The sequence below is a fragment of the Pseudomonas sp. WP18 genome (assembly GCF_036689585.1).
Classification (GTDB): Bacteria; Pseudomonadota; Gammaproteobacteria; order Pseudomonadales; family Pseudomonadaceae; genus Aquipseudomonas; species Aquipseudomonas chlororaphis_E.
This window is the reverse complement of sequence record NZ_CP144758.1, coordinates 3681883-3703779: the sequence shown is the minus strand read 5'-3', so window position 1 is coordinate 3703779 and position 21897 is coordinate 3681883. Positions and strand designations below refer to the sequence as shown.

Here is a 21897-nt window from a genome sequence, read left to right as displayed (position 1 = left end):
CTAGCGGGGGCTGAACATCAGCGCGGTCAAGATGAAATCGGTGCAGAGGACGCACAGTGAAGCGATGACGACCCCCCGCGTGGTGGCGGCGGCGACGCCTTCGGGCGTCGGCCGTGCCTCGTAACCCTGGTAGAGCGCCGTGGCCGTGACCACGATGCCGAAGAAGAAGCTCTTGACCAGGCCGTTGCCGATGTCGCGCCAGGCATCGACCCCGTTCTGCTGGATCGCCCAGAAGTTGCCGGCATCCACGCCAAGCAGCGGCACGGCAACGACATAGGCACCGAGAATCCCCACGGCGCTGAAGAGCAAGGCCAGCAGCGGCATGACTGCGATGCCGGCGATAAAGCGCGGCGTCAGTACGCGGGCCAGCGGGTCGATGGCCATCAGTTCCATCGCCAGGAGTTGCTCGCCGGCTTTCATCAAGCCGATCTGCGCCGTGAGCGATGTGCCCGCACGGCCGGCGAACAGCAGGGCCGCGACCACCGGGCCGAGCTCGCGCACCAGCGAGAGGTTCACCACCAACCCCAGGGTTTCGGCAGTGCCGTAGGTGGCCAGCGTGAGGTAAAGCTGCAGCGCCAGTACCAGTCCCACTGCGGTCCCCGAAGCCAGGATGAGTGCCAGCGAGCGATTGCCGGTGGCATGCAACTGGTCGACCACGTGCCGGGAGCGACGCAGGGCGGCAGGGATCGCGCGGGTCATCCTGAGGCAGAGCACTGTGGCCTGGCCCAGCGCCTGCACGCGATCGAGGGTGACGTGACCGAGCGCTCGCAACGCCGTCATTGTGTTCGCCCCAGTTGCTCGTCGATGGGCTCGGCGGGGTAGTGGAATCTCACCGGGCCATCGGGTTCGCCCCGGATGAACTGGCGCACTTCGGGATCGCTGCTGGCCTGCAGCTCGGCAGGGGTTCCACGTGCGATCAGCCGGCCCCCGGAGGTCATGAGGTAGGCGTAGTCGCAGACCGCGAACGACTCGCGTACGTCATGGGTCACCATCAGCGTGGTTGCGCCGGTGGCGTCGTTCAGACTGCGGATCAGGTTGGCGATGACGCCCAGGGAAATGGGGTCCAGCCCGGAGAACGGCTCGTCATACAGCAAGAGCTCGGGGTCCAGCGCAATGGCCCTGGCCAGCGCGATACGCCGGGCCATGCCACCCGAGAGCTGATCGATGCGCAGGTTTGCCGCGCCGCGCAGTCCCACCGCATTGAGCTTCATCAAGACGATGTCGCGGATGGCGGGCTCACCCAGGTCGGTGTGCTCGCGCAACGCGAACGCCACGTTCTCGTACACCGTCAAGTCGGTAAACAGCGCGCCGAACTGCAGCAGCATGCCCAGCCTGCGCCGCAGCGCGTGGAGCTGGGTTTTGTCGGTGGCGTCGAAGTGTTCACCCTCCAGGGTCAGATGCCCGGAACAGGGGGCATGCACCCCCGCGACCAGATGCAACAACGTGGTCTTGCCACAGCCGGAACCACCCAGGATGGCCGTGACCTTGCCACGAGGGAAACGCATGGACACGTCGCTGAGGACCCTCCTGTCGCCGTAGTTGAAAGAGACCTGGTGCAGTTCAACGAAGGCCTCGTCTTGCGTCCCTTCCTGGCAGCGGCTGAGAGGGTGTCCAGCACTGACGGCGGACAGCTCCTGGGACGGTGTGGCGTGGCGACTGGACATGGCTCTGCCCCTTTTTAGGGTGAACATTTGAGAGTTGGATGGTACTTATGCGTAAAAATTGAATCAATAAAGATTCATAAGATACGGTTAAGATTTGTTTCTTGATGTAATGGTTCGTACGAGCAGCATGACCCCTGAGGTGAGTGGTGAAGATCGCCAGGGACCCTGATAGGATTCACGCCCTCTTGAATTGGTATTTGGTGAGAACCCTGTGGCAGGCCCGGAGATTCAGGCCGATGACAGCCAACTTCTGGCGTCATTGGCGATGGCGATGGTGGAACACCCGCGAGGCACCTTGATGGAGTTGGCCAGGGCAGTGGGGATCAGCAAGGCCACGCTGTACCGCTATTGCCAGACTCGCGATGCGCTGGTCACCCGTTTGATGGTCCATAGCATGAGCTTGCTGAGCCAGGCGATGCACCGCGCAGCGCTCGATTCGTCGCCTCCCTTGGAGGCACTCGGACGCCTTAACGCCAATTACCTCGAGCATCGCGAGCTGATTACGTTCCTGATGTATTTCCGGCGGGAGAAGTACGCGGCCCAGGACGCGAACAAGGCCTCGGAGTGGGAACTGCGCCTTGATGGGTTCTTCCTGCGCGGCCAGCGCGAAGGGGTGTTTCGCATCGACATCCCGGCGGCGGGCCTGACCGAGCTCTGGGCCGCCACGATGATCGGGCTGGTCGATGCCGAGCGACGAGGCCGCATTGCCCGGGCGGGTTTGGCCGGGGTGATCGAGCAGGCGTTTCTCGAAGGCGTGTGCGCCCGATAGACCCTGCGGCTGGACAAGGTCGATCGCCTGTCGACCCTGCCCAACGTGGCGCGGTTACATGAGCAAGACGATCCGGCCGAGCCGCCGATGCCCCTGTTCGGCGGCCTTGATGACCGACAGCGCATCCGCGAACGGTGCCTCCAGCCCGATGCAGCCATGCAACGTCCCTTCGGCGGACAACCTGGCGATGTCCTCCAGGTTTTTGTAGCCGCTGGTGGAGAACGTCATCCGGTAGCGTCCGGATACCAGGCCCCGCAGCACTCTGCCGGGGGTCGGGTTGATGTCGATGAAGCGGCCCTTGGGCTTGAGTAGCTTCAGCCCGTCGTGGAGCGTCAGCGTACCGAGGGTATCGAATACCGCGTCGTAGAGACCCTCGGCGGCGAACGAGGCTTTGTCCGAGTACGTCAACGCGGGGTTGACCCCGGCAGCCTTCACGGCGGCCAGCGAGGCAGCGCCGCAGGCGCCGGAAACCTGCGCCCCATGGGCCAGCGCAAGCTGAACCGCGCAGCTTCCCACCGCGCCGCTGCACCCGTGAATGAAGATCCTCGAACCAGGGCCCGCGTCTGCGATGCCTAAGATGGCGGCCCACGCCGTCGTGGCCGGGATCGGGAGGCAGGCGGCCTCGCTGAAGGAGAGTGAGGCGGGCTTGCGTACGACCAGCTTGGCGTTGGCGTCGATGACTTCGGCGAACGCACCTTGCCGGCTGATCTCGGTCGTGCCGAACACCTCGTCGCCCACTTGAAACCCGCTGACCTGGGCACCGATCTGCTCCACCACGCCGGCGAAGTCAGAGCCCATGCCTTGGGGAAATTTCCATCCGCTGACCAGCTTCATGTCGCCGCGCCGCACCTTCCAGTCGAGGGGGTTGAGCGCCGCCGCTTTGACGCGAACGCGGACCCTTTGAGGCGCCAGCGGTGGCAGCGTGTAGTCGGCAAACGACATTTCTTCAGGGCCACCGTAGCGGCCAAATTGCACTCTCTTCATGGACGACTCGTCTTGATGGGTGTGGGGGAACCGGATGCATCGCTGGGGTTGCTGTGAGTCGTCGTCCGCTCGCTCTCGGCGCTGACGCTGTGGGGCTGGGGACCGCCCAGCACGTGTGCCATCACTGAGGTCTGCCAGTCCAGGTAAGGGTTGAAGGTCAGCCGGGCGTGGATCTTTCCTTCTTCGCGATAGCCCCAGTCCGAATACCAGACGGGTACGCCTTGCTCGCAGACCTGCGTGTCTTTTTCACGCAAGCCGTTAAGACAGATGCGCAAGCTGCCGCCGTTGCCGTAGAGGGGATTGTCCGCAGAAAACATCAGGCCCATGTGCGAGAACTGACTGATGTGCCATTCGGGCAGGCGGTCGGGGCGGATCAGTACACGCTGCCGATCCACCAGGCCGTCGGGTTCATCGCCATACCAGACCAGGCGGCTGTCCGGGTGCGTGAAGCGCCGTTGGAAAACCTCGAGCAGGTAATCGGTGTTCAGCACCGAGTCGTGTTGGGCGACCACCATGAAGACCGGCTTGTCATAGGTCCGGTCACGCAACAGTTGGCGCGCATTGGCGCTGGTGCGATAGAACTGGGCGAATCCGTTGGCGGGCACATTGAAGTACTTGAAGGCGTTTTGCATGGGCAGGCTGCCGCCCGGCTGGATAAGCCAGGGTCGGAGGCGGGCCACCGGCGGCGCAAGCCAGTCGAAGGGCGAGCTCTTGAACCCGGGGGAGAACAACACCAACCCGGCGATCTGCGGATGGGCGTAGCCGTATTCGAGCACCAGGTTGGCGCCCGTGGAGAAACCGCCCAGGTAAACGGGGCCCTCGACATCCCGTTGCAGTGCATTGGCCTGCTCCCAGACCACTTGGCGCCATTGTTGCGCGGTGGTTTCCAGCAGGTCTTCGGGACGCGTCCCGTGACCGGGGAGCAGGATGGTCCGCACAAGGAAACCTTGCCTGGCCAGCGGTTGCGCCAGGTCCTGGAATGACCAGGGCGAATCGCCGAGACCGTGCACGAGCAGAATTCCTTTGCGCGGCCTGGCGCCTGCGTCGGATGACGCCGGCCGCCACTCCTGCGGCGCATTCCAGGCCAGCTCGGCGGCCGCGTCGGCAAGCTGGAAGCGGCGGTTGGCCTGGATTCGCTGGATGGTGTCGCGCCGGTAGTCTTCGAAGCTGACCGATGCAACGGGCGGTTCGCTGAAATTCGCCGTGGTGCAGCCGGCCATCAACGCCGCGACCGCCGCCGTCATCGCCAGTAGCGCGCAGCCGACCCACAGGCGTCCCACGACGGGCCATCGACCCGACTCAGGCGAGGTCGGCATGATCTTCGTCAGTCAGCTGGATGTTGGCGGCGGCGACATTCTCGTTCAGATGCTGGATCGAGCCCGTGCCAGGGATCGCCAGCATCGCCGGCGACAACGCCAGCAACCAGGCCAGTGCTACCTGGGAGGGTGTGGCAGCGTGCCGCTTCGCTACTCGGTCCAGCCGCGCCTCGTCGAGGTTGCCCGCGCCTCCGCCCAGCGGAAAGAATGGACAGAAAGCTATGCCTGCCTCCTCGCAGGCCTTGAGCAACCCCAAGTCCTGGCGTCTGGCGATGTGAAAGTTGTTTTGGACCGCCGCGACCGGCGCGATGGCGCGGGCTTGCGTCAGATGACCGTGGTCGATGTTGCTCAGGCCAAGGTGGCGTATCAGGCCTTCCTCGCGCAGCGCGGCCAGCGCTTCGAATCGCTCCGCCAGGGACTCGCCGTGGGGCGGCGACATTTCGCCGATGCGCAGATAGACCAGGTCAAGACGATCCAGGCCCAGGTTTGTCAGGTTCGCTTCAACCAGCCCTCGCATCTGGGAACCCGTTGCCGGACGGTGACTGCCATCTGCATTGAACACCACGCCCACCTTGGTGGCGATCACCAAGTCGGACGGGTAGGGGTGCAATGCCTCGCGGATAAGCGAGTTGGCACGCACGGGGCCATCGCTGCTGCGATAGAAATCAGCCGTGTCGATCAGATTGACGCCCAGTTCCAAGGCACGGCGCAGTACCGCGCGTCCGGTTTCAGGGTCGCGCGCCGGCCCTCGAAAGCCGTTGCAGGGCAGGCGCATGGCGCCAAAGCCGAGCCGGTTGATGGGCAGGTCTGCGCCAAGGCGCCATTGACGTGGATTGAGAGCGGGTGTGTTCATGTTGTCCCTCCGGACAAGGCCTTGGCCGATTCAACGGTCGTTGAAAAACCCCACGTGCTGCGGCGCTCAGGGTTCTCCCTGACGCCTCGATTCGAGGCTTGATGCGCCGTAGAGAAACGTCTGGACTGCATGACCGACGATGTCGTCGATCTCGCTGTCGGACAACAGTGAAGAGCGCAGCCCCGAGGCGGCCAGCAGCTTGGTGTGACCCGACACCAGGCTGATGAAGTGTTCGGCCAGGGTTTTTGCCGGGACCGTGTTCGCCAACCCTTTTCCACTTTCTTGCTGGGTCGCGATCCAGCTGGCCAGGATGTCGACGGCCTTGCCGTAGCTGACATCCCACATCGCCTGGGCAATATCGGGAAAGCGCCTGCCTTCATTCACCAGCAGCCGATGCAGCGCCAGCGTGCGTGGTGCCAGGGCCGTGTCCAGCAGGCGCTTGCCGAGAAGCGGCAGCACTTGCTCTGGCTTGCCGTTGGCGATGTTCAATTGCTCCAGCGGCTTGGCCACTTCTACGCACAGGTTGAGCATCGCTTCCTTGAACAACCCTTCCTTGCCGCCGAAGTGGCTGTAGATGTTGCTGCGCGAGCCGCCCACACGGGCGATCAGGTCGTCGACGGCTACGCCGTCAAAGCCGCGGTCCAGGAACTGTTCCGCCGCGACAGCCAGCAGGTCTCGAAGACGTTGGGCGCCTTTGGCTGTTCGGTGCTTGGGTGGTGTGATGGGCGGAATCGGGGTCATGGCGGGTGTCTGCAAGGGTTAATTACGTATCGTACTGTACAGTACATTTTGTAACCCGCCAACTGTCCGGCCGCGTAATAAACCAGGGGCCCATGGCAAACCTGTGGTGGCGCCTGGTTACATCTTGAAGTGCTGGACCATGGCGTTCAGCTCCGTTGCCAGCAGCCCCAGTGACTGGGACGCACGAGTGGTTTGCTCGGAGCCCGTCGCCGATTGAACCGACAGGTCGCGGATGTTCAGCAAGTTCCGATCGACCGATCGGGCCACGTGGGCCTGTTCCTCGGTCGCGGTAGTGATCATCAGGTTGCGTTGGTTGATGTCGTCGTTGGCGGCCACGATGTCTGCCAGTGCGCTTTGGGTGGCCTGGGCCAGGGAAAGGGTGACGCGGGTCTTTTCACTGCTGCTGAGCATGGTCGATACGGCCAGGTCCGTTTCGCTGCGAATGCCGCTGATCATGAGTTCAATTTCCCGTGTCGACTGCACGGTACGGTGCGCCAGCGCACGCACCTCATCGGCCACCACTGCAAAACCGCGACCGGCGTCGCCGGCACGGGCGGCTTCGATGGCCGCGTTCAAGGCCAGCAGGTTGGTTTGTTCGGCGATGGTGCCAATCACGTCCAGCACTTTGCCAATGCCCTGGGCCTGTTCCGCCAGGCCCTCCACCTGCCTTGAACTCAGCTGCACGTTGTGGGTGAGGGCCTGGATCGCACTGAGGGTCTCGACCATGCGTTGCTGGCCACGAAGCGCGGTGTCCCGGGACGCCACGGACAGTTGCGAGGTGGACAGCGCGTTGCGGGCGACCTCTTCGATGGCCGCGGTCATTTCATTGACTGCCGTGGCCGCTTGCTCGATTTCACCGTGCTGCTGGTGAATGTCCTTGCCGGACATCTGTGTGACCGTGTTCAGTTGCGCCGTGGAGAGGGTCAGTTGGCGTGATGAGCTGGAAATCTGGCCCAGGGTCCGGATCAGGTTGTCCTGCATCGTCGCCAGCGACTCCAGCAGGCGGGTGGCCTCATCGTTGCCGGTAGGGTGGATGGGGTGACTCAAGTCACCTTCGGAAATCGTTCGCGCCGCTTTCACCGCCTGGTTCAGCGGCGTGGTAATGCTGCGGGTCAGCAGCCAGGCCACCAGGATCGTACCAATGCCCACCATGACGATCACCAGGACCACGCCACGCACGGCACGCTGGTAGGCCTCGACGCAATGATCGCCCGCGGCTTCGGCCCCAGCGTTGGAACGGTCGATCAGGTCGTCGAAGTTCTGGGTCATCTGGTCATAGGAGTTCCTGATCGTCATCAGGTATTCCCGGGCGCCGGTCTTGTCGCCTTGACGAGAACGCTTGAGCAATTCGAGATGGTTCTGCGCGTACACATCCAGGCTGGCATTGAAGGCCGCCAGGCGGGCTTTTTCTTCATCGCTTTCAAGCAGTCGAGCGTAGGTCTGCATCTGTTCGCGAACCTGCTGCAGGCGTCCGGCGGTTTTTTCTTCATAGGACTGCATGTCTTGTTCACGGGTGGAGAGGATGTGCTGCATCGACCCCATCCGATAGCGGTTCAACGCGGCGTTCGCCGCTCCCAGCGCACGCACCTGCTGGAGCCAGTTGTCCTTGATCTTGAGCGACTGATCCTGCACTTCGTCAATCTGGCGTAACGCAAAGAGCCCGAGCGCCACGCTCAGGAGGGCAATGATGACGAACCCCAGAACCATGCGAGTGGCAATGGAGAGGTGGCGTAAGCGCATGAGAAATGTCCCTTTCGCAAGTGATGGATCCGGGCACCGCCGGATGCGTTCGACGAGGTCTTGATGCGCCAGCCTGGGGCCTGCGCGGATAAACGTGACGGGCATCCCGAGGCACGAATGCCCCGCAATGCCCGTCACTGGAACGTGCAACGGATCGGCGGCTTGAGGGGGGCTCAAGCACCTGCCTGGAGCGGGAACAGTCCCATGACCAGGCACACGCCTAGAAGCAGGAAACTCAGCGCGAACGCCCATTTGAGGGTGTACTTCTGGTGGTCGCTGAACTCCACGCCCGCCAGCCCGCACAACAGGTAGGTGGAGGCGACCAGCGGGCTGAGCAGGTGCACCGGTTGACCTACCAGCGATGCGCGGCCGATTTCCGCGGGGGAGATGCCGTACACCGCGGCCGCCTTGGCCAGCACCGGAAGCACGCCGTAGTAGAACGCGTCGTTGGACATGAAGAACGTGCCCGGGATACTCGCCAGCGCGGTGATCGGCGCCATGTACGGTCCCCAGGTCTCTGGCAGCATCGCCAGGAAGCTGGCCGACATTGCGTTGACCATGCCCGTCCCCGACAGGATGCCGGCCAGGATGCCGGCGGCGAGGAAGATCGCGATCTGGTTCAAGGCCGTTGGCGCGTGGGCGGAAATTCGTCGGCGCTGGTCATGCATGTGCGGGTAGTTGATCACCAGGGCTATCGAGAACGCGACCATGAACAGGATGGACAGCGGCAGCACTTCCGTGACCAGGCCCGTCATCAAGGCGATGGTCAGCCCGGCGTTCAGCCAGAACAACTTTGGCCGGCGCAGTTCGGCGTTCTCCTCGGACATCGAAGGCAAGCCTTCATCGCCATCATCCTCGAAAAGGGTGGCCGCCGCGCCGGCCGAAAGCCGCAGCTTGCCCAGGCGTTGGCGTTCGCGAATGCCGATGAAACAGGCCAGTGCCATGACGCCCAGGAAGGCCACGACCATCACCGGGATCAGCGGCAGGAACAGGTCCGAGGTGTCGACCTGCAGGGACGCGGCCGCCCGTGCCAACGGGCCGCCCCAAGGCAGGAGGTTGGTCACGCTCGCCGCCAGGATGACCACGCACGTCAGGCACAAGGGGTCCATGCGCAGGCGCTTGAACAACGGCAGCATCGCGGTGATGGTGATCATGTACGTCGTTGAGCCATCGCCGTCCAGCGACACCATGCCCGCGAGCAAGGTGGCGAACAGGACCGCCTTCATCGGGTCGCCGTTGATCAGCGTAATGAACTTGCGAATGATGGGATCGAACAGACCGGTATCGAACATGACCCCGAAATAGAGGATCGCGAACATCACCATGATCGCCGTCGGTGCGACCTTGCGCAGCCCCTCGATCATCATGTCGCCCATCTCCGGGCCGAAACCGGCGATCAGCGCGAATACGATCGGCACTGTGGTCATGGCAACCAAGGGTGACAACCGCTTGGTCATGATCAGGGCCATGAAGGTCACGATCATGCCGTAGCCGAGTAGTGAGAGCATTTGTATCACCTTGACGTAAAGTACAATTATTTTTATGGGATCTGCGCGTGGTGCGCATCAAGGTTCCCGAAGGATTGGAATCTGCCAAGCGGGCATGGCTCGTCGAGGGCCCAGGATGGCTCAACTCATATGCAGGCCGCCGTTCAGGGAGAAATCGGCGCCGTTGGCGTAGCCGGATTCATCGGACGCGAGCCAGGCGCACATGGAGGCGATCTCCTGGGCGGTGCCGAGGCGACGGGAAGGGATGTCCTGGATGATCCGGTCCATGACCTCGGCGGTGGTGATGGACTTGAGCTTGTCGGTGGCAATGTATCCCGGAGACACGGTGTTCACCGTCACCCCGCGCGGCCCGACTTCCCGCGCCAAGGCCCGGGTGAACCCGCGGATCGCCGATTTGGCGGTGGAGTAGTTGACCTGGCCGACCTGGCCCAACTGGGCGTTGACCGAGGAAATGTTGATCACCCGTCCCCAGCCTCGCTCGACCATTGCATCGATGACCTGCTTGGTCACGTTGAAGAGCGAATTGAGATTGGTATCGATCACGGCGGCCCAATCGTTGGGCTGCATGTCGTGGAACACCACGTTTCGAGCGGTGCCGGCATTGTTGACCAGAACTTCGACCGGGCCGTATTGGCGCTTGATCTCCTCGAAGGCCCGGCGGCAGGAATCCCAGTCGGCCACGTTGCCTTCGGAGGCGATGAAGGAAAACCCCAGCGCTTTCTGCTGGGCCAGCCAGGCATTTTTCAACGGAGAGTTCGGGCCGCATCCCGCGACGACGGTAAACCCGTCTTTTGCCAATCGCTGGCAGACAGCGGTGCCCAGTGTTCCCATGCCAGCGGTGACAAAGGCGATTTTTTTGCTCATGCGTTAACTCCTGTTGTGTTTTCTTGTGGGGAGTAGTGCCGGTGGCGATGAAGGGCCACTGGCCGCTAATAGACTCCACTGCAAATTGTTTTGCAAGCTAACGCAGTACAATTTGCCAAAAAACAGGCGTCTTTTTTTACGAACGGTGGGTGCTCGGCTATCCGTGCGAGGGGTAGCCGAGGGCGGCAGTCGACCTGATCCTGTTGATTTTCCTGCCGTTTATTCGTCCCGGCCTCAGGCGTGCAGCAGGTGCCGAAGCTTCAGTACCGCGCTGTCAGGCGTGGTCAGCACTTCGAGCCCGCTGGCCTTGCTGGCGGCCACCGCAGCGCTGGTCATGGAAAACTGCGCAAAGCACAGCAGGTCGCTGCCTGTGATGTCGCTGGCCCGTTCGCTGATCAGTTGGTCATGGCACGCCTGATTGCCGCGACGCAGCTCATCGAAGGCGTTGTCGCAGACGTAGGTGGCCAACGCCAGCTCCCGACCCTGCTGGCTTGCATGCTGTTCGAATTCCTCGACCATCGACGTGATGGCCTGGGGAAACGTCGCCAACAAGGCCAGCTTGCCGGTCCTGCGCAGCGCTTCTTCGATCATGGCTTCGTTCGGCTTGAGCACCGGGATACTCAGCGCACGTTTGCACTGGTCGATGGCATCACCGAACGCCGAACACGTGAACAGGATGCCGTCGGCGCCCGACGCCGAGGCGTAGCTCGCCAGCTTCACGAAGCGCTCGGTCAAGGCCGGCGTGAGTTCGCCCGCAGCAGCCAGATCGCGGGACAACGAGTCCTCCAGCAGGTTGGCCAGCCTGGCTTCAGGCCACAGGCGCGCGAAGGCGTCACTGATCGGCGCAATGGAGACGGCAGTGGCGTGGATCAGAAAAATCAGCGGTGCAGTCATGTGTTCCCCGGGTCGTAGTGGTGTGATTGTGTGTTATTTTTTCGCAAGGCTTGGCCTGTGGCGACAGCGTCCACTCTGCGTATCGACCCTAACCTTCTTTGATCACTGATAGCCATGAATTCAGCAGAACCGACTCTTGAACCACCCGCGGGCGATCTGTCCAGGGTCAAGGTCAAGATAAAGAAAGACCTGGCGGAGCAACTGGCGCCCAAGATCATCGACATGGCCCGCGCCCGGTCGATGCGTGCCGGTGACCCCCTGCGCGAAGAATCTTTCGCCAAGGAGCTGGGGGTTTCCCGCTCGCCGATACGCCGTGGATTCGCCTTGCTCGCCGAGCTTGGCCTGGCCGTCAAGGAGCCCAACCGCGGGTACTTCCTGACCGCTGACGCGCGGGGTATCGACAGCGGCAAGTTGCCGTTGGAGGTCGATCCGTTCGAAGACTTCTACCTGCGGGTGGTCGACGACGTGCTCCGTGGCGATATTCCCACGACGTTTTTCGAAGCCGAGCTGATGCGCAAGTACGCAGTGCCTCGTGGGCAACTGCTGAAGGTGCTCAGTCGCCTGGCCAACGAAGCCATGGTCGAGCGCAAGCCCGGGCAGGGCTGGGAGATCAATAGTTTCCTGCACGACTCCAAGGCCCATATCCAGAGCTACCGCTTTCGCATGGCCATCGAGCCTGCGGCCTTGCTCGAACCCGGCTACGTGGTAGACAAGGTGGCCTTCGCCAAGGCGCGCACGGCGCAGCAGCAATTGCTCGACGGCGACATCTTCAAGCTGTCGCGCTCGCAGTTGTTCCAGATCGGTGCACAGTTGCACGAGCTGATCGTCCGTTGTTCGGGCAACGCATTCTTTCTTGAAGCCATCCGCCGCCAGAACCAGTTGCGTCGCTTCATGGCCTACAAGGCCAACGTGGATCGGCCTCGGTTGATCAACCAGTGTAAGGAGCACATCCAACTCCTGGACTTGATCGAAAGTGGGCAGCGTGAAGCGGCTGCGGATTTTTTGCGCAACCACCTCGATGTCGTCGGCCGGCAAAAAACTGAAAAAGAAGCCAGGGACGAGCTGGAGCACCAGCGCAGCCTTGAGGTTTCCGCCCGCTGTTAAGTCGTCTCTGCACGCCTGTCGCCCCCGTTTTGCGTCCGGCCAGCTTGCCAATGCGACATCGGACGCTCGTGGGACTCAAGCATTGCGCAAATTGTATATTCATGCAATAAAATGCAATCTGTCGACCTGCGAAGGCGATAGCGTCCGGGTTCATGGCCTTGGCGGGGCCCTTGAGCAGTGCTCCGGTCTTCGTTCAAAATTGTACGTTGTAGTGACGATGTACATAAAAGGTCGTTTCAGTCCCGGCAAACACATCCGCTCAATAAAAAGGTAAGGGGTTAGCGATGCGCATTTTGGTACTTCCTGGTGATGGTATCGGTCCGGAAATCATCGAGTCTTCGATGTCGGTTCTCAAAGCAGCCAATCAGAAGCTCGGCCTCGGGCTGACATTCGACTATGACGATGTCGGCTTTGCCAGCTTGAGCAAATACGGCACCACCCTGCGCGAAGAAGTGCTGGAAAAGGCCAAGGGCTACGACGGCATCATCCTCGGCACCCAGTCCCATGCGGATTACCCGGCGCCTGAAAAGGGCGGGCGGAATGTGTCGGCCGGCTTCCGGATCGGCCTGGACCTCTATGCCAACGTCCGGCCAGCCCGTACCCGACCGTTCCTGGCCTCGAACATGAAGGAAGGCAAGGTGATGGACCTGGTGATCATGCGCGAGGCCACCGAGGGGTTCTACCCGGATCGCAACATGAGCCGTGGCTGGGGTGAGGTGATGCCGACGCCGGACATGGCCCTGTCCACGCGCAAGATCACCCGCCACTGCAGTGAGCGCATCGCTCGCCGGGCGTTCGAACTGGCCATGAAGCGCGGGAAGAAAGTCACCGCCATCCATAAGGCCAACAGTTTCCACATGACCGACGGCCTCTTCCTGGAATGCGTTCGGGACGTGGCCAGGGAGTTTCCGCAGGTTGTCCTCGACGACTTGCTGGTCGACGCCTCGACCGCTCACCTGGTGCGCAACCCGGAGCGTTTCGACGTGCTGGTCGCGACGAATTTCTATGGCGATATCCTCAGCGACCTGGCCAGCGAGTTGTCCGGCAGCCTCGGGCTTGCGGGCTCGATGATGGCCAGCGATCACCATTGCTGTGCCCAGGCCCAACATGGCTCGGCACCGGACATCGCCGGCCAGGACAAGGCCAATCCGGTGTCGATGATCCTTTCCGTCGGCATGTTGCTGGCGTGGATGGGCGAGCACCACGGTCGGCCGGCCTTGATCGACGCCGCGCAGGCAATCGACAAGGCGGTCGATGCCGTGCTGGAGGACCCTCGCCAGCGCACCCCTGACCTCGGCGGCGCCTTCGGGACCCAGGCCTTCGGCAACGCGGTCGCGAACCTCATCCTGGGCTGAGCGGCGAGGACGCCGCATCGGCCATGGCGGCCGGCGGCTGTCGGATAACTACATCGGCCTGGTCCCGCACCCACTTCAGGCGAGACCGGGCCCGAGGAGCGAACAGTGAGTCAATTACTACTGGGTTGCATCGCCGATGATTTCACCGGCGCAACGGACCTGGCCAGTACCCTGGTGAGCGGCGGGATGCGAACATTGCTGGTGATCGGCATTCCACAGGGGCCCCTACCGGGGGACATCGATGCGGTCGTGATCGCCCTGAAAAGCCGGACCATTGCCAGCGAGGCCGCCGTCAGCCAGTCATTGCAAGCGTTGCAGTGGATGCGCGGGGCGCAATGTCGGCAGTTTTTCTTCAAATACTGCTCGACCTTCGACTCCACTCCCCAGGGCAACATCGGCCCTGTCGCCGACGCCTTGGCGCAGGCTCTGGGCGTGTCGTTCGTCGTGGCATGCCCGGCGTTTCCGGAGAACCAGCGCACCCTGTTCCAAGGGCACTTGTTTGTCGGCGATGTGCTGTTAAGCGAGTCAGGCATGCGCAATCATCCGCTGACGCCCATGACCGACGCCAACCTGGTGCGCGTGCTGCAACAGCAGACGGGCAGGGCGGTGGGGTTGGTTGCGCACGGGGTCGTCAGGCAAGGTGCGGACGCCATTTCAGCTCGCTTGCAGTCCCTCCAGGCCCAGGGTTTCGGCTACGCCATCGTCGATGCCATCGAAGATGAGCATCTGCATGCGATTGGCACGGCGTTGGCCCACCATCTGCTGATCACGGGGGGCTCCGGCGTGGCCCGGGGCTTGCCAGGCAATTTCCGGCGCGCCGGTTTACTCGGTGAAGCTCAGGCTGCCTCGGTGCTGCCCGTGCTCGAAGGGTTCGGTGCGGTGGTGTCGGGCAGTTGTTCGTTGGCAACCAACGGGCAGGTCGAGCATTGGCGCAAGGAGAGGCCAAGCTTCGCCATCGATCCGTTGCAGTTGGCCAATGGGCAGGACTTGGTGCGCGCCGCCCTCGAATGGGCCCAGGGCCTGCTCGCGGCCGGGCCGGTCTTGATCTACGCCAGCGCTGCTGCCGATTCGGTGAACCGTGCCCAACAGGCACTTGGCGTTGAAGCCGCCGGCCAGCTCGTGGAAGAGGCCTTGTCCGCCATCGCCGTGGGGCTCTACAACCTGGGCGTGCGTAAATTGGTGGTGGCGGGTGGCGAAACGTCTGGGGCGGTCGTCAAGGCGCTCGGGATCAAGGCCCTGAGAATCGGCACCACGATCGACCCCGGTGTGCCCTGGACCCTCGGCCTGCGAGACGATCCGCTGGCGCTGGCACTCAAGTCGGGCAATTTCGGCTCGGTCGATTTCTTCGAGAAGGCGTTGGCCTGTGCGCCTTAGGGCGTTGTTCACCTCGCTGGGGCGGTGGTGGGCGACCCCGGTCGTCGGTGCGGCGGGCGCCTGGCTGGCCAGCGTCTTCCATTGGCCGCTGCCCTGGATCATTGGCTCGATGCTGGCGGTCATCCTGGTGCGTTGCCTGGGTGGGCCCCTGGGGGAAATACCCTATGGCCGCCTGTCAGGCCAATGGATGATCGCCACCTCCATCGGCCTGCATTTCACACCGGCGGTGCTGGAGCAGATCCTCGGGCATTTCGTGATGATGGCGTCCGCGGCGGTTCTGACGATGCTGCTGGCGCTGCTGGGCATCGCCTTCATGCAGCGCAGGGGCATGGACCTGACCACTGCATTCTTCGCGTTCATGCCGGCGAACTTCTCCGAGATGATCCAGGCCGGCATCCGGCACAAGGCCAACGTCAGCCAGATTGCCGCTGCGCACAGCATGCGCCTGGTGCTGATCGTCCTGTGCGTGCCGCCGGCGATGTTCTTCACCGCTCAGGTCTCACCCTCGGTGGTTCCCGCGCGCCTGCCAAGTGACTGGCATTGGTTGCTGCCGCTCCTGGCAGGCGGGGCGCTCACGGCCGTCATCTGGAAGCGCTGCCGGTTGCCCAACCCATGGATGTTCGGCCCCATGGCCTGCTGTGCCGTGGTCACGGCTGCCTGCAACGTGCAAACCGCATTGCCGGTGGAGCTCAGTCACTATGGGCAGTTGATGATTGGCTGCGCCCTGGGCGGTTACTTCGACCGGCAGTTCTTCCGCTCCTCTCCGGCCTTCCTGCTCAAGGTGTCGGTGTTCACGGTGATCATGATCATGTCGACCGTGGGGCTGGCGGCGCTCATCGGGCTTTGGCTTCATGTCCCGCTGATGACGCTGGCCCTCGGGATGATGCCGGGCAGCAGCACGGAAATGTACCTGACCGCCGAAGCATTGAACCTGGCCGTGGGGGTGGTGACCGCGATGCAGATCATGCGGCTTGTCGTGGTGATGCTCTGTGCCGAGCCGATCCATGGCGCATGGCTGAAGTATCTGCGCAATCGCCGCATGTGAGGCCGGGAAACCACGGCGCGGCCCCGGCAGGCACTGCTGCATCCGGGGCGCGAGGGCGCCGGCGTCACCAGTTGGCGGCGAAAACGCTGCGCAACTCCTCGATCGCGCGCTCGTCCAGCGGCGCCGGCTTGGGGTCGCTCATCAGCCAGAGCTTTGCCGTCTCCTCCAGCTCCTCCAGCGCGAAGCTGGCCTTCGATACCGAACTTTCCCACACCACCGGACCAAGGCGCTCCAGCATCACGCCCCGCACACGCTGTGCCCATAGCGCCACTTGCGCGGCGACCTCGGGCGAGCCCGGCCGTTGATAGGCGATCAGGGGAATGTGCCCGACCTTCATCACTTGATAGGGCGTCAAGGGCGGGAGGATGTCGTCGTCGTGCCAGACGCCTGCCAGGGTCAGCGCCACGAGCGCGGTCGAATGGGTGTGCACGACGCCGTTGACGGTTGGATTGCGGTCGTACACCTGCCGGTGCAGCGCCAAGGTCTTGGACGGCTTGCTGCCGGAGACCCAACTGCCGTCCCGGCTGACTTTGGCGATCTGCGCGGGCTCCAGCCGGCCCAGGCAAGCGTCCGTCGGGGTGATCAGCCAGCCATCTTCCAGGCGCGCACTGATATTGCCGGCGCTGCCAACGGCATAGCCGCGGGCATACAGGCTTGCGCCAACGGTGCAGATTTCTTCGCGCAGTTGCTGCTCGTGATGACTCATCGTGGGTGTTCCTCGGTGGCCGTGACAGTGCCGTGCTCGGGGTCGAGTGGGCCAGGGGCGTCGGTTGATAATGCGCGCCGCGCCAGGATGGGGGATTTTTCCGCCAACGAGCCGCTCAGGTGCTGGCTCATCAGGCGCGCCGCCTCGACGTTGTCACCCTGTTCCACTCGCTCGATCATCTGGATGTGTTCGGCGCACTGTTTGTAGAAGCGGTTGCGGTCGATCATCGAGCGGTATTCGATCAGCCGCCGCATGTTGTTCATCTGCACCAGGATCATGTGGTAGAGCGGGTTGCCCGAGAGCTGGATGAACGCTTCATGGAAGCGAATGCCGCTTTTGAGCAGCACGTCGGCGGGCAGGGTCTCGATGCCGCCGTCGAGCAGGCTCTGCTGCTCTTTCTTCAATTGCAGAAGTTTGCTGGCATCAGGCTGGTAAGTCTGTTCCAGCAGCGCCGCGGGTTCGATCAGCGAGCGCACCTTGTAGATCTGTTCGAGGCTTTCCGGGGTCTTCGCCACATCCAGCAAGCGCCAGCCGTAACCGGGTTTCGGCGTCACCCAGCCGACGTTCGCGGCACGGTTGAGCACGTCGACGACCTGGGCTTTTGTCAGGTCGTAGCGCGTGCGCAGCATGTGTTCGGTCACTTCTGCGGGAATGGCGTTGTTCAGCCAATCCTCGGAGAGGCGGTAATAGGCTTCCGGCTCCTCCAACGGGACCCCTTCATCGTGGATATTTGTCACGGGGACCAGGGCGTCGAGGACGAAGAAACCACGGTTGGGCCGTTGTTCGAGGGCCGATTGGTCCGCCAGCAGCACCAGGGCCTCGCGGGCAGGCGAACGCGAGACGTTGAACTGGTCGGCCACTTTCTGCGCGCTGAGATGATCGCCCGTGGCCAATTCTCCGGTCTGGATTTTCTGCCGGATCTGTGCGGCGATTCGTTGCACCAGGGCGCTTGAAGCCATGTCTGTCGTTACTCAAGGCATTGAGGGAAGGTTGACCTTGCTTCGGCCTCGCTGGACCGGAAAGGTATTTCGCAATTATTGCATTTTGGTGCGCCAATATGAAATTTTCTTGGAGATTTCAGCCGATGGGGAGCCATCGCAGGCGTTAAGTTATCCGATTTTTCATAAAATTGTACTTTGTTGCCTTGCAAAGCAATTTAGACTGACGTCTAGTAGGCATGCGGGATCGCCAGCCCGATGGATCAACGACCGCAAGGCACTCACGCCAGCCTCTCCACCAGGAATCAACGGGTGCGATACGACATTACCAGCCTGGACCTTTTCATCACCGTCGCCGAAGAGCGCAACCTGACCCATGCGGCCCGGCGCCGGCACCTGGCGGTGTCGGCGATCAGCAAGCGCATTTCCGAGCTCGAAGCCCAGGTGGGCTCCTCGCTGTTGATACGTAACGCACGGGGCGTGGACCTCACGCCGGCGGGACAATCGCTGCTGTTCTATGCCCGCCAGGTCAAGCAGACCCTTGAGCAACTGGACCATGAACTGGGCGACTACGCCACCGGCGTCAAGGGCCATGTCCGTATCCATGCCATCACCTCGGCGCTCTCCCAGTTCCTGCCGGACGACGTGTCGCGTTTCGTGGCGCTCTATCCGCAGATCAAGTTCGACATCGAGGAACGGGTGGGGTCGGCGGTCATCCGGGCCGTGGCCGATGGTCGTGCCGACCTGGGCATCATCGCGGCCCAGACGCCGGCCCAGGGCCTGGAAACCCTGCCTTATCGCGATGATGAACTGACCCTGGTCGTGCCGGGAGGCCACCCGTTGGCGGCCCGCGAGTCGGTGCGTTTCAAGCAGGTCCTGGCCCATGAGTTTGTCGGGCCGCACCTGGAAAGCTCGATGCACACGCTGCTGACCGACGAGGCGCAAAAGCTGGGCAGGGCGCTCAAGCTCAGGATCCGTATCAGCAGCTTCGACTGCATGTGCCGCATGGTGTCGACGGGCCTGGGGCTCGCCGTGCTGCCACGCAGCGTGATCAACCAATACCTGCGCAGCCACAGGCTCAAGGCCGTGACCCTGGATGAACCTTGGGCGCGCCGTTCGCTGTTGCTGGTCTGCAAGAAATACGACACCGCTTCACCCACCCTCAAAGCCTTGATCGAACACCTGAGTCATCGCCACGACAACAGAGCGTTCTCCGATAGAGAACGCTGACGTGGCAATTGATCAATTTTCACCCGCAGGGGTTGCTCCTACTATCGGTTGATCAGCGGTAACGACTGGTTAACCCGAGCCCCGCGACCTTATAAAAAAGCCTGAGCGATAGAGCATGACCGAGACTGCCCGCGACTTCATCAATCATCTGCAGATCGATGGCACACCCTATGCCTACATCGATTTGAACAAGATGTTCTCACCCCAGCAGCTATCGAAGCTGCCTTATTCGATACGCATCCTGCTGGAGAACGTCGCGCGCTGTTCCCCTCAAGCGCTGCCCTCGGTCATGGCGCGTGCCATTGGCGAGGGCCCTGATTGCGAGGTGCCTTTCCAGCCAAACCGGCTGATGTTCCACGACACCACATGCCTGCCGGCGCTGGCGGATTTCGCCGGGATGCGCGATGTGGTGGCCGAGCTGGGCGGCGATCCGCAAGCGATGAACCCGTTGATCCCTGCCGTCCTGACGATCGACCATTCGGTGATCGTCGAGCATTACGCCGAGGCCGATGCCGTCGAGCAGAACCTGGACATCGACTTCCGACGCAACAGTGAGCGTTACCGCTTCATCAAGTGGGCGCAGAAGAGCCTGGACAACTTCGGGGTGATTCCCCCTGGCACCGGCATCATCCATCAGATGAACATGGAAGCGCTGGCGCAGGTGGTCTGGGAAAGTCGCAGCGAAGACGGCCAGCGTCTGCTGCACCCGGACGACATGGTCGCCACCGACAGCCATACGCCGATGATCAACGCGATTGGCGTGCTGGGTTGGGGCGTGGGCGGCCTGGAAGGGCAGGCCGCGATGGTCGGCGAGCCGGTGCCGATCAGTTTCCCGAAAGTGGTGGGCATCCGCGTGACCAACGCCCTGCGCCCCGGTGTCACCGCCACCGACCTGTCGCTGCATGTGGCCGAGATCTTGCGCAAGCGCTCGGTGGTCGGCAAGTTCGTCGAGTTCACTGGCCCTGGGTTGTCTTCGTTGAGTTGGGCCGCTCGCGGCACGGTCTCGAACATGGCACCTGAGTACGGCGCCACGGTGGTGTTCTTCCCGTTCGACGACGAGACGCTGGCGTACTTGAAACTCAGCGGTCGTTCCGAGTCTTTGTGCAACCGTGTCGTGGGCTACATGCGCGCCCAACCGTTGTGGCGCCGCGACGAGTTGCCCGAACCCCGGTTCGATGAATGGATCGAGTTGGACCTCGACAGTATCGAGCCGAGCGTGGCCGGACCTCACCAGCCGCACCAGCGGCGAAAACTGTCCGATGCCGCGGCGTCGTTTCGCAACGAAGTCATGGGGGGCGCCAACCTGATTGCCGGGCCGGTCGAGCAGACGTTCTTCGAGCCTTCCTTCAAGGAGCCGATCACCCATGGCGCGGTGGTCATGTCCGCGATCACCAGTTGCACCAACACCGCAAACCCGTCGCAGATGATCCAGGCCGGTCTGTTGGCGCGCAAGGCGCGCCAGTTGGGCCTGCACCGCAAACCTTGGGTCAAGACGTCGCTGTCCCCGGGCTCCAGGGTGGTGGCCGACTACCTGGCGGATGCCGATCTGCTGGAAGATTTCCGCGCGCTGGGCTTTGACCTTGCCGGCTTTGGTTGCATGACCTGCATCGGCAACTCGGGGTCCCTGCAGACGCAGGTCGAGCAGTTTGCCGACCAGGGCCTGAAGGGTGTCGTGGTGTTGTCGGGTAACCGCAACTTCGAGGGTCGGGTCAACCCCAAGGTGCCTGCCGGCTACCTGGCGTCCCCGGCCCTGTGCGTGGCCTACGCCATCGCCGGCACCATCGATATCGACCTGGAATCCCAGGCGCTGGCCACGGACCGCGAGGGCAGCCCGGTGTACCTGCGTGACCTGATGCCGTCGGATGCCGAGATTGCCGCGCAAGTGGTCAAGGTGGTCAAGCCTGAGTTCTTCCAGCAACGCCTGGCCAAGGTGTGGGACGGCACGCATCATTGGCAGTCGTTGTCGGCGGAAGGGAGCGTGCAGTTCCCGTGGAGCCCGGATTCGACTTACCTGCGCCGCCCGCAATACCTGGCCGATATCAGCGCCGAGCCGAAGTCCAGCCTGGCCATCCGCGCGGCGCGCACCTTGCTGGTGTTGGGCGACAACGTCACCACCGACCACATTTCGCCGGCCTACTCGATTCCCGCCGATAGCCTGGCCGGCCAATGGTTGCTGGAGCGTGGCGAACACCCCGAGGACCTGAACCAGTATTCCACGCGTCGCAGCAACCACGAGGTGATGCTGCGTGGCGCGTTCACCAACAAGGCCGTGAAGAATCGCCTGTTGGGCGACAGCCATCCGGGCCTGGGGGCCTGGGCCTGGAACGCCGACCACACCCAGTGCCTGCCGTTGTTCGAGGCTGCCCAGAGCTATGCCAGCCAGCACACGCCCATGCTGGTGTTCGCCGGCATCAACTATGGCGCCGGCTCCAGCCGCGACTGGGCGGCCAAGGCCCAGGCCCTGCTGGGGGTGAAGGCCGTCGTGGCTCGGAGCATCGAGCGTATCCACCGCAGCAACCTGATCGGCATGGGGGTCATCCCCCTGCAATTCATGCCCGGGCAGTCGGTCGACGATCTGGCATTGCAGGGCGACGAGCGCTTCGACTTTTTCGGCCTGGATGACCTCGATGTGGGCGACAACCCCGTGAGCATGGTGATGCAGCGGGCCAACGGCGAGTCGTTGCAGGTGTCGCTGAACGTGCGTATCGACTCCCTCCAGGAGATTCGCTACCTGGTCAACGGCGGTGTGCTGCCGTTCGTGATCCGCAAGGTGGTCCAGCGCACGCAGCGGCCCGTCATCTGATACCCGGAG

At 62.9% G+C, this 21897-nt stretch carries 19 protein-coding genes; 7 read left to right on the top strand and 12 right to left on the bottom strand.

The features are described from left to right. Positions 1 to 780: a lipid asymmetry maintenance ABC transporter permease subunit MlaE gene (mlaE, locus tag V5F23_RS16255; protein ID WP_047738924.1), complete on the bottom strand. Its 780-nt coding sequence runs from the start codon at positions 778 to 780 to the stop codon at positions 1 to 3. Then, the gene (locus V5F23_RS16250) at positions 777 to 1664 is read right to left on the bottom strand and encodes an ATP-binding cassette domain-containing protein (protein ID WP_080964356.1); all 888 of its coding nucleotides are present in this window, start codon (positions 1662 to 1664) and stop codon (positions 777 to 779) included. Before V5F23_RS16250 ends, mlaE begins: the two co-directional genes overlap by 4 nt. Before the next feature lie 211 nt (positions 1665 to 1875). On the opposite strand from V5F23_RS16250, the gene V5F23_RS16245 reads away from it, so the two are divergent. Continuing rightward, positions 1876 to 2433, top strand: coding sequence for a helix-turn-helix domain-containing protein (locus V5F23_RS16245; protein WP_234407902.1), 558 nt, complete (start codon positions 1876 to 1878; stop codon positions 2431 to 2433). A 54-nt stretch (positions 2434 to 2487) separates the two neighbouring features. Here V5F23_RS16245 and V5F23_RS16240 read toward each other — a convergent pair whose 3' ends face one another. The 8 genes from V5F23_RS16240 to V5F23_RS16205 all read right to left on the bottom strand — a co-directional run bounded on the left by V5F23_RS16240 (position 2488) and on the right by V5F23_RS16205 (position 11333). Continuing rightward, positions 2488 to 3417 carry an NADP-dependent oxidoreductase gene (locus V5F23_RS16240; RefSeq protein WP_338495604.1) on the bottom strand — a complete coding sequence of 310 codons (930 nt, stop codon included), beginning with the start codon at positions 3415 to 3417 and terminating at the stop codon, positions 2488 to 2490. After that, positions 3414 to 4637, bottom strand: a complete 1224-nt coding sequence (locus tag V5F23_RS16235) for an alpha/beta fold hydrolase (RefSeq protein WP_338498937.1) — start codon at positions 4635 to 4637, stop codon at positions 3414 to 3416. The genes V5F23_RS16240 and V5F23_RS16235 overlap by 4 nt, the downstream gene beginning before the upstream one ends. 79 nt (positions 4638 to 4716) lie before the next feature. Continuing rightward, positions 4717 to 5586 (bottom strand): aldo/keto reductase, encoded by an 870-nt coding sequence (locus V5F23_RS16230; RefSeq protein WP_338495603.1) that lies wholly within the window; start codon positions 5584 to 5586, stop codon positions 4717 to 4719. Positions 5587 to 5652: 66 nt separating this feature from the next. Beyond that, entirely contained in the window at positions 5653 to 6327 is a 675-nt protein-coding gene (locus V5F23_RS16225; protein ID WP_047738920.1) for a TetR/AcrR family transcriptional regulator, read from the bottom strand. Between the two features lie 117 nt (positions 6328 to 6444). Beyond that, entirely contained in the window at positions 6445 to 8067 is a 1623-nt protein-coding gene (locus V5F23_RS16220; protein ID WP_047738919.1) for a methyl-accepting chemotaxis protein, read from the bottom strand. A gap of 173 nt (positions 8068 to 8240) precedes the next feature. Beyond that, positions 8241 to 9575: a CitMHS family transporter gene (locus tag V5F23_RS16215; protein WP_047738918.1), complete on the bottom strand. Its 1335-nt coding sequence runs from the start codon at positions 9573 to 9575 to the stop codon at positions 8241 to 8243. 120 nt (positions 9576 to 9695) lie between these two features. Next, positions 9696 to 10439, bottom strand: a complete 744-nt coding sequence (gene phbB, locus V5F23_RS16210; RefSeq protein ID WP_047738917.1) for an acetoacetyl-CoA reductase — start codon at positions 10437 to 10439, stop codon at positions 9696 to 9698. Positions 10440 to 10673: 234 nt separating this feature from the next. Further along, positions 10674 to 11333, bottom strand: a complete 660-nt coding sequence (locus V5F23_RS16205) for an aspartate/glutamate racemase family protein (protein ID WP_047738916.1) — start codon at positions 11331 to 11333, stop codon at positions 10674 to 10676. Positions 11334 to 11555: 222 nt separating this feature from the next. On the opposite strand from V5F23_RS16205, the gene V5F23_RS16200 reads away from it, so the two are divergent. The 4 genes from V5F23_RS16200 to V5F23_RS16185 all read left to right on the top strand — a co-directional run bounded on the left by V5F23_RS16200 (position 11556) and on the right by V5F23_RS16185 (position 16211). Next, positions 11556 to 12437 (top strand): GntR family transcriptional regulator, encoded by an 882-nt coding sequence (locus V5F23_RS16200; RefSeq protein WP_338498934.1) that lies wholly within the window; start codon positions 11556 to 11558, stop codon positions 12435 to 12437. 341 nt (positions 12438 to 12778) lie between these two features. Further along, positions 12779 to 13792, top strand: a complete 1014-nt coding sequence (locus V5F23_RS16195) for an isocitrate/isopropylmalate dehydrogenase family protein (protein WP_244868226.1) — start codon at positions 12779 to 12781, stop codon at positions 13790 to 13792. Positions 13793 to 13897: 105 nt separating this feature from the next. Beyond that, entirely contained in the window at positions 13898 to 15166 is a 1269-nt protein-coding gene (gene otnK / locus V5F23_RS16190) for a 3-oxo-tetronate kinase (RefSeq protein ID WP_123578923.1), read from the top strand. After that, complete coding sequence (locus tag V5F23_RS16185) at positions 15156 to 16211, top strand: AbrB family transcriptional regulator (protein WP_053143718.1); 1056 nt, start codon at positions 15156 to 15158, stop codon at positions 16209 to 16211. The genes otnK and V5F23_RS16185 overlap by 11 nt, the downstream gene beginning before the upstream one ends. Before the next feature lie 64 nt (positions 16212 to 16275). Here V5F23_RS16185 and V5F23_RS16180 read toward each other — a convergent pair whose 3' ends face one another. Both V5F23_RS16180 and V5F23_RS16175 read right to left on the bottom strand, forming a co-directional pair. Next, entirely contained in the window at positions 16276 to 16917 is a 642-nt protein-coding gene (locus V5F23_RS16180; protein ID WP_212802695.1) for an aldolase, read from the bottom strand. Beyond that, a complete protein-coding gene (locus V5F23_RS16175) occupies positions 16914 to 17876 on the bottom strand; it encodes a GntR family transcriptional regulator (protein ID WP_212802694.1) in 963 nt (320 codons plus the stop codon). Before V5F23_RS16175 ends, V5F23_RS16180 begins: the two co-directional genes overlap by 4 nt. Before the next feature lie 291 nt (positions 17877 to 18167). Between V5F23_RS16175 and V5F23_RS16170 the strand changes: the two genes are divergently transcribed. Beyond that, positions 18168 to 19085, top strand: coding sequence for a LysR substrate-binding domain-containing protein (locus tag V5F23_RS16170; RefSeq protein ID WP_338495598.1), 918 nt, complete (start codon positions 18168 to 18170; stop codon positions 19083 to 19085). Between the two features lie 115 nt (positions 19086 to 19200). Further along, the gene (acnA, locus tag V5F23_RS16165) at positions 19201 to 21888 is read left to right on the top strand and encodes an aconitate hydratase AcnA (RefSeq protein ID WP_338495596.1); all 2688 of its coding nucleotides are present in this window, start codon (positions 19201 to 19203) and stop codon (positions 21886 to 21888) included. The last annotated feature ends 9 nt before the right edge of the window (positions 21889 to 21897 follow it).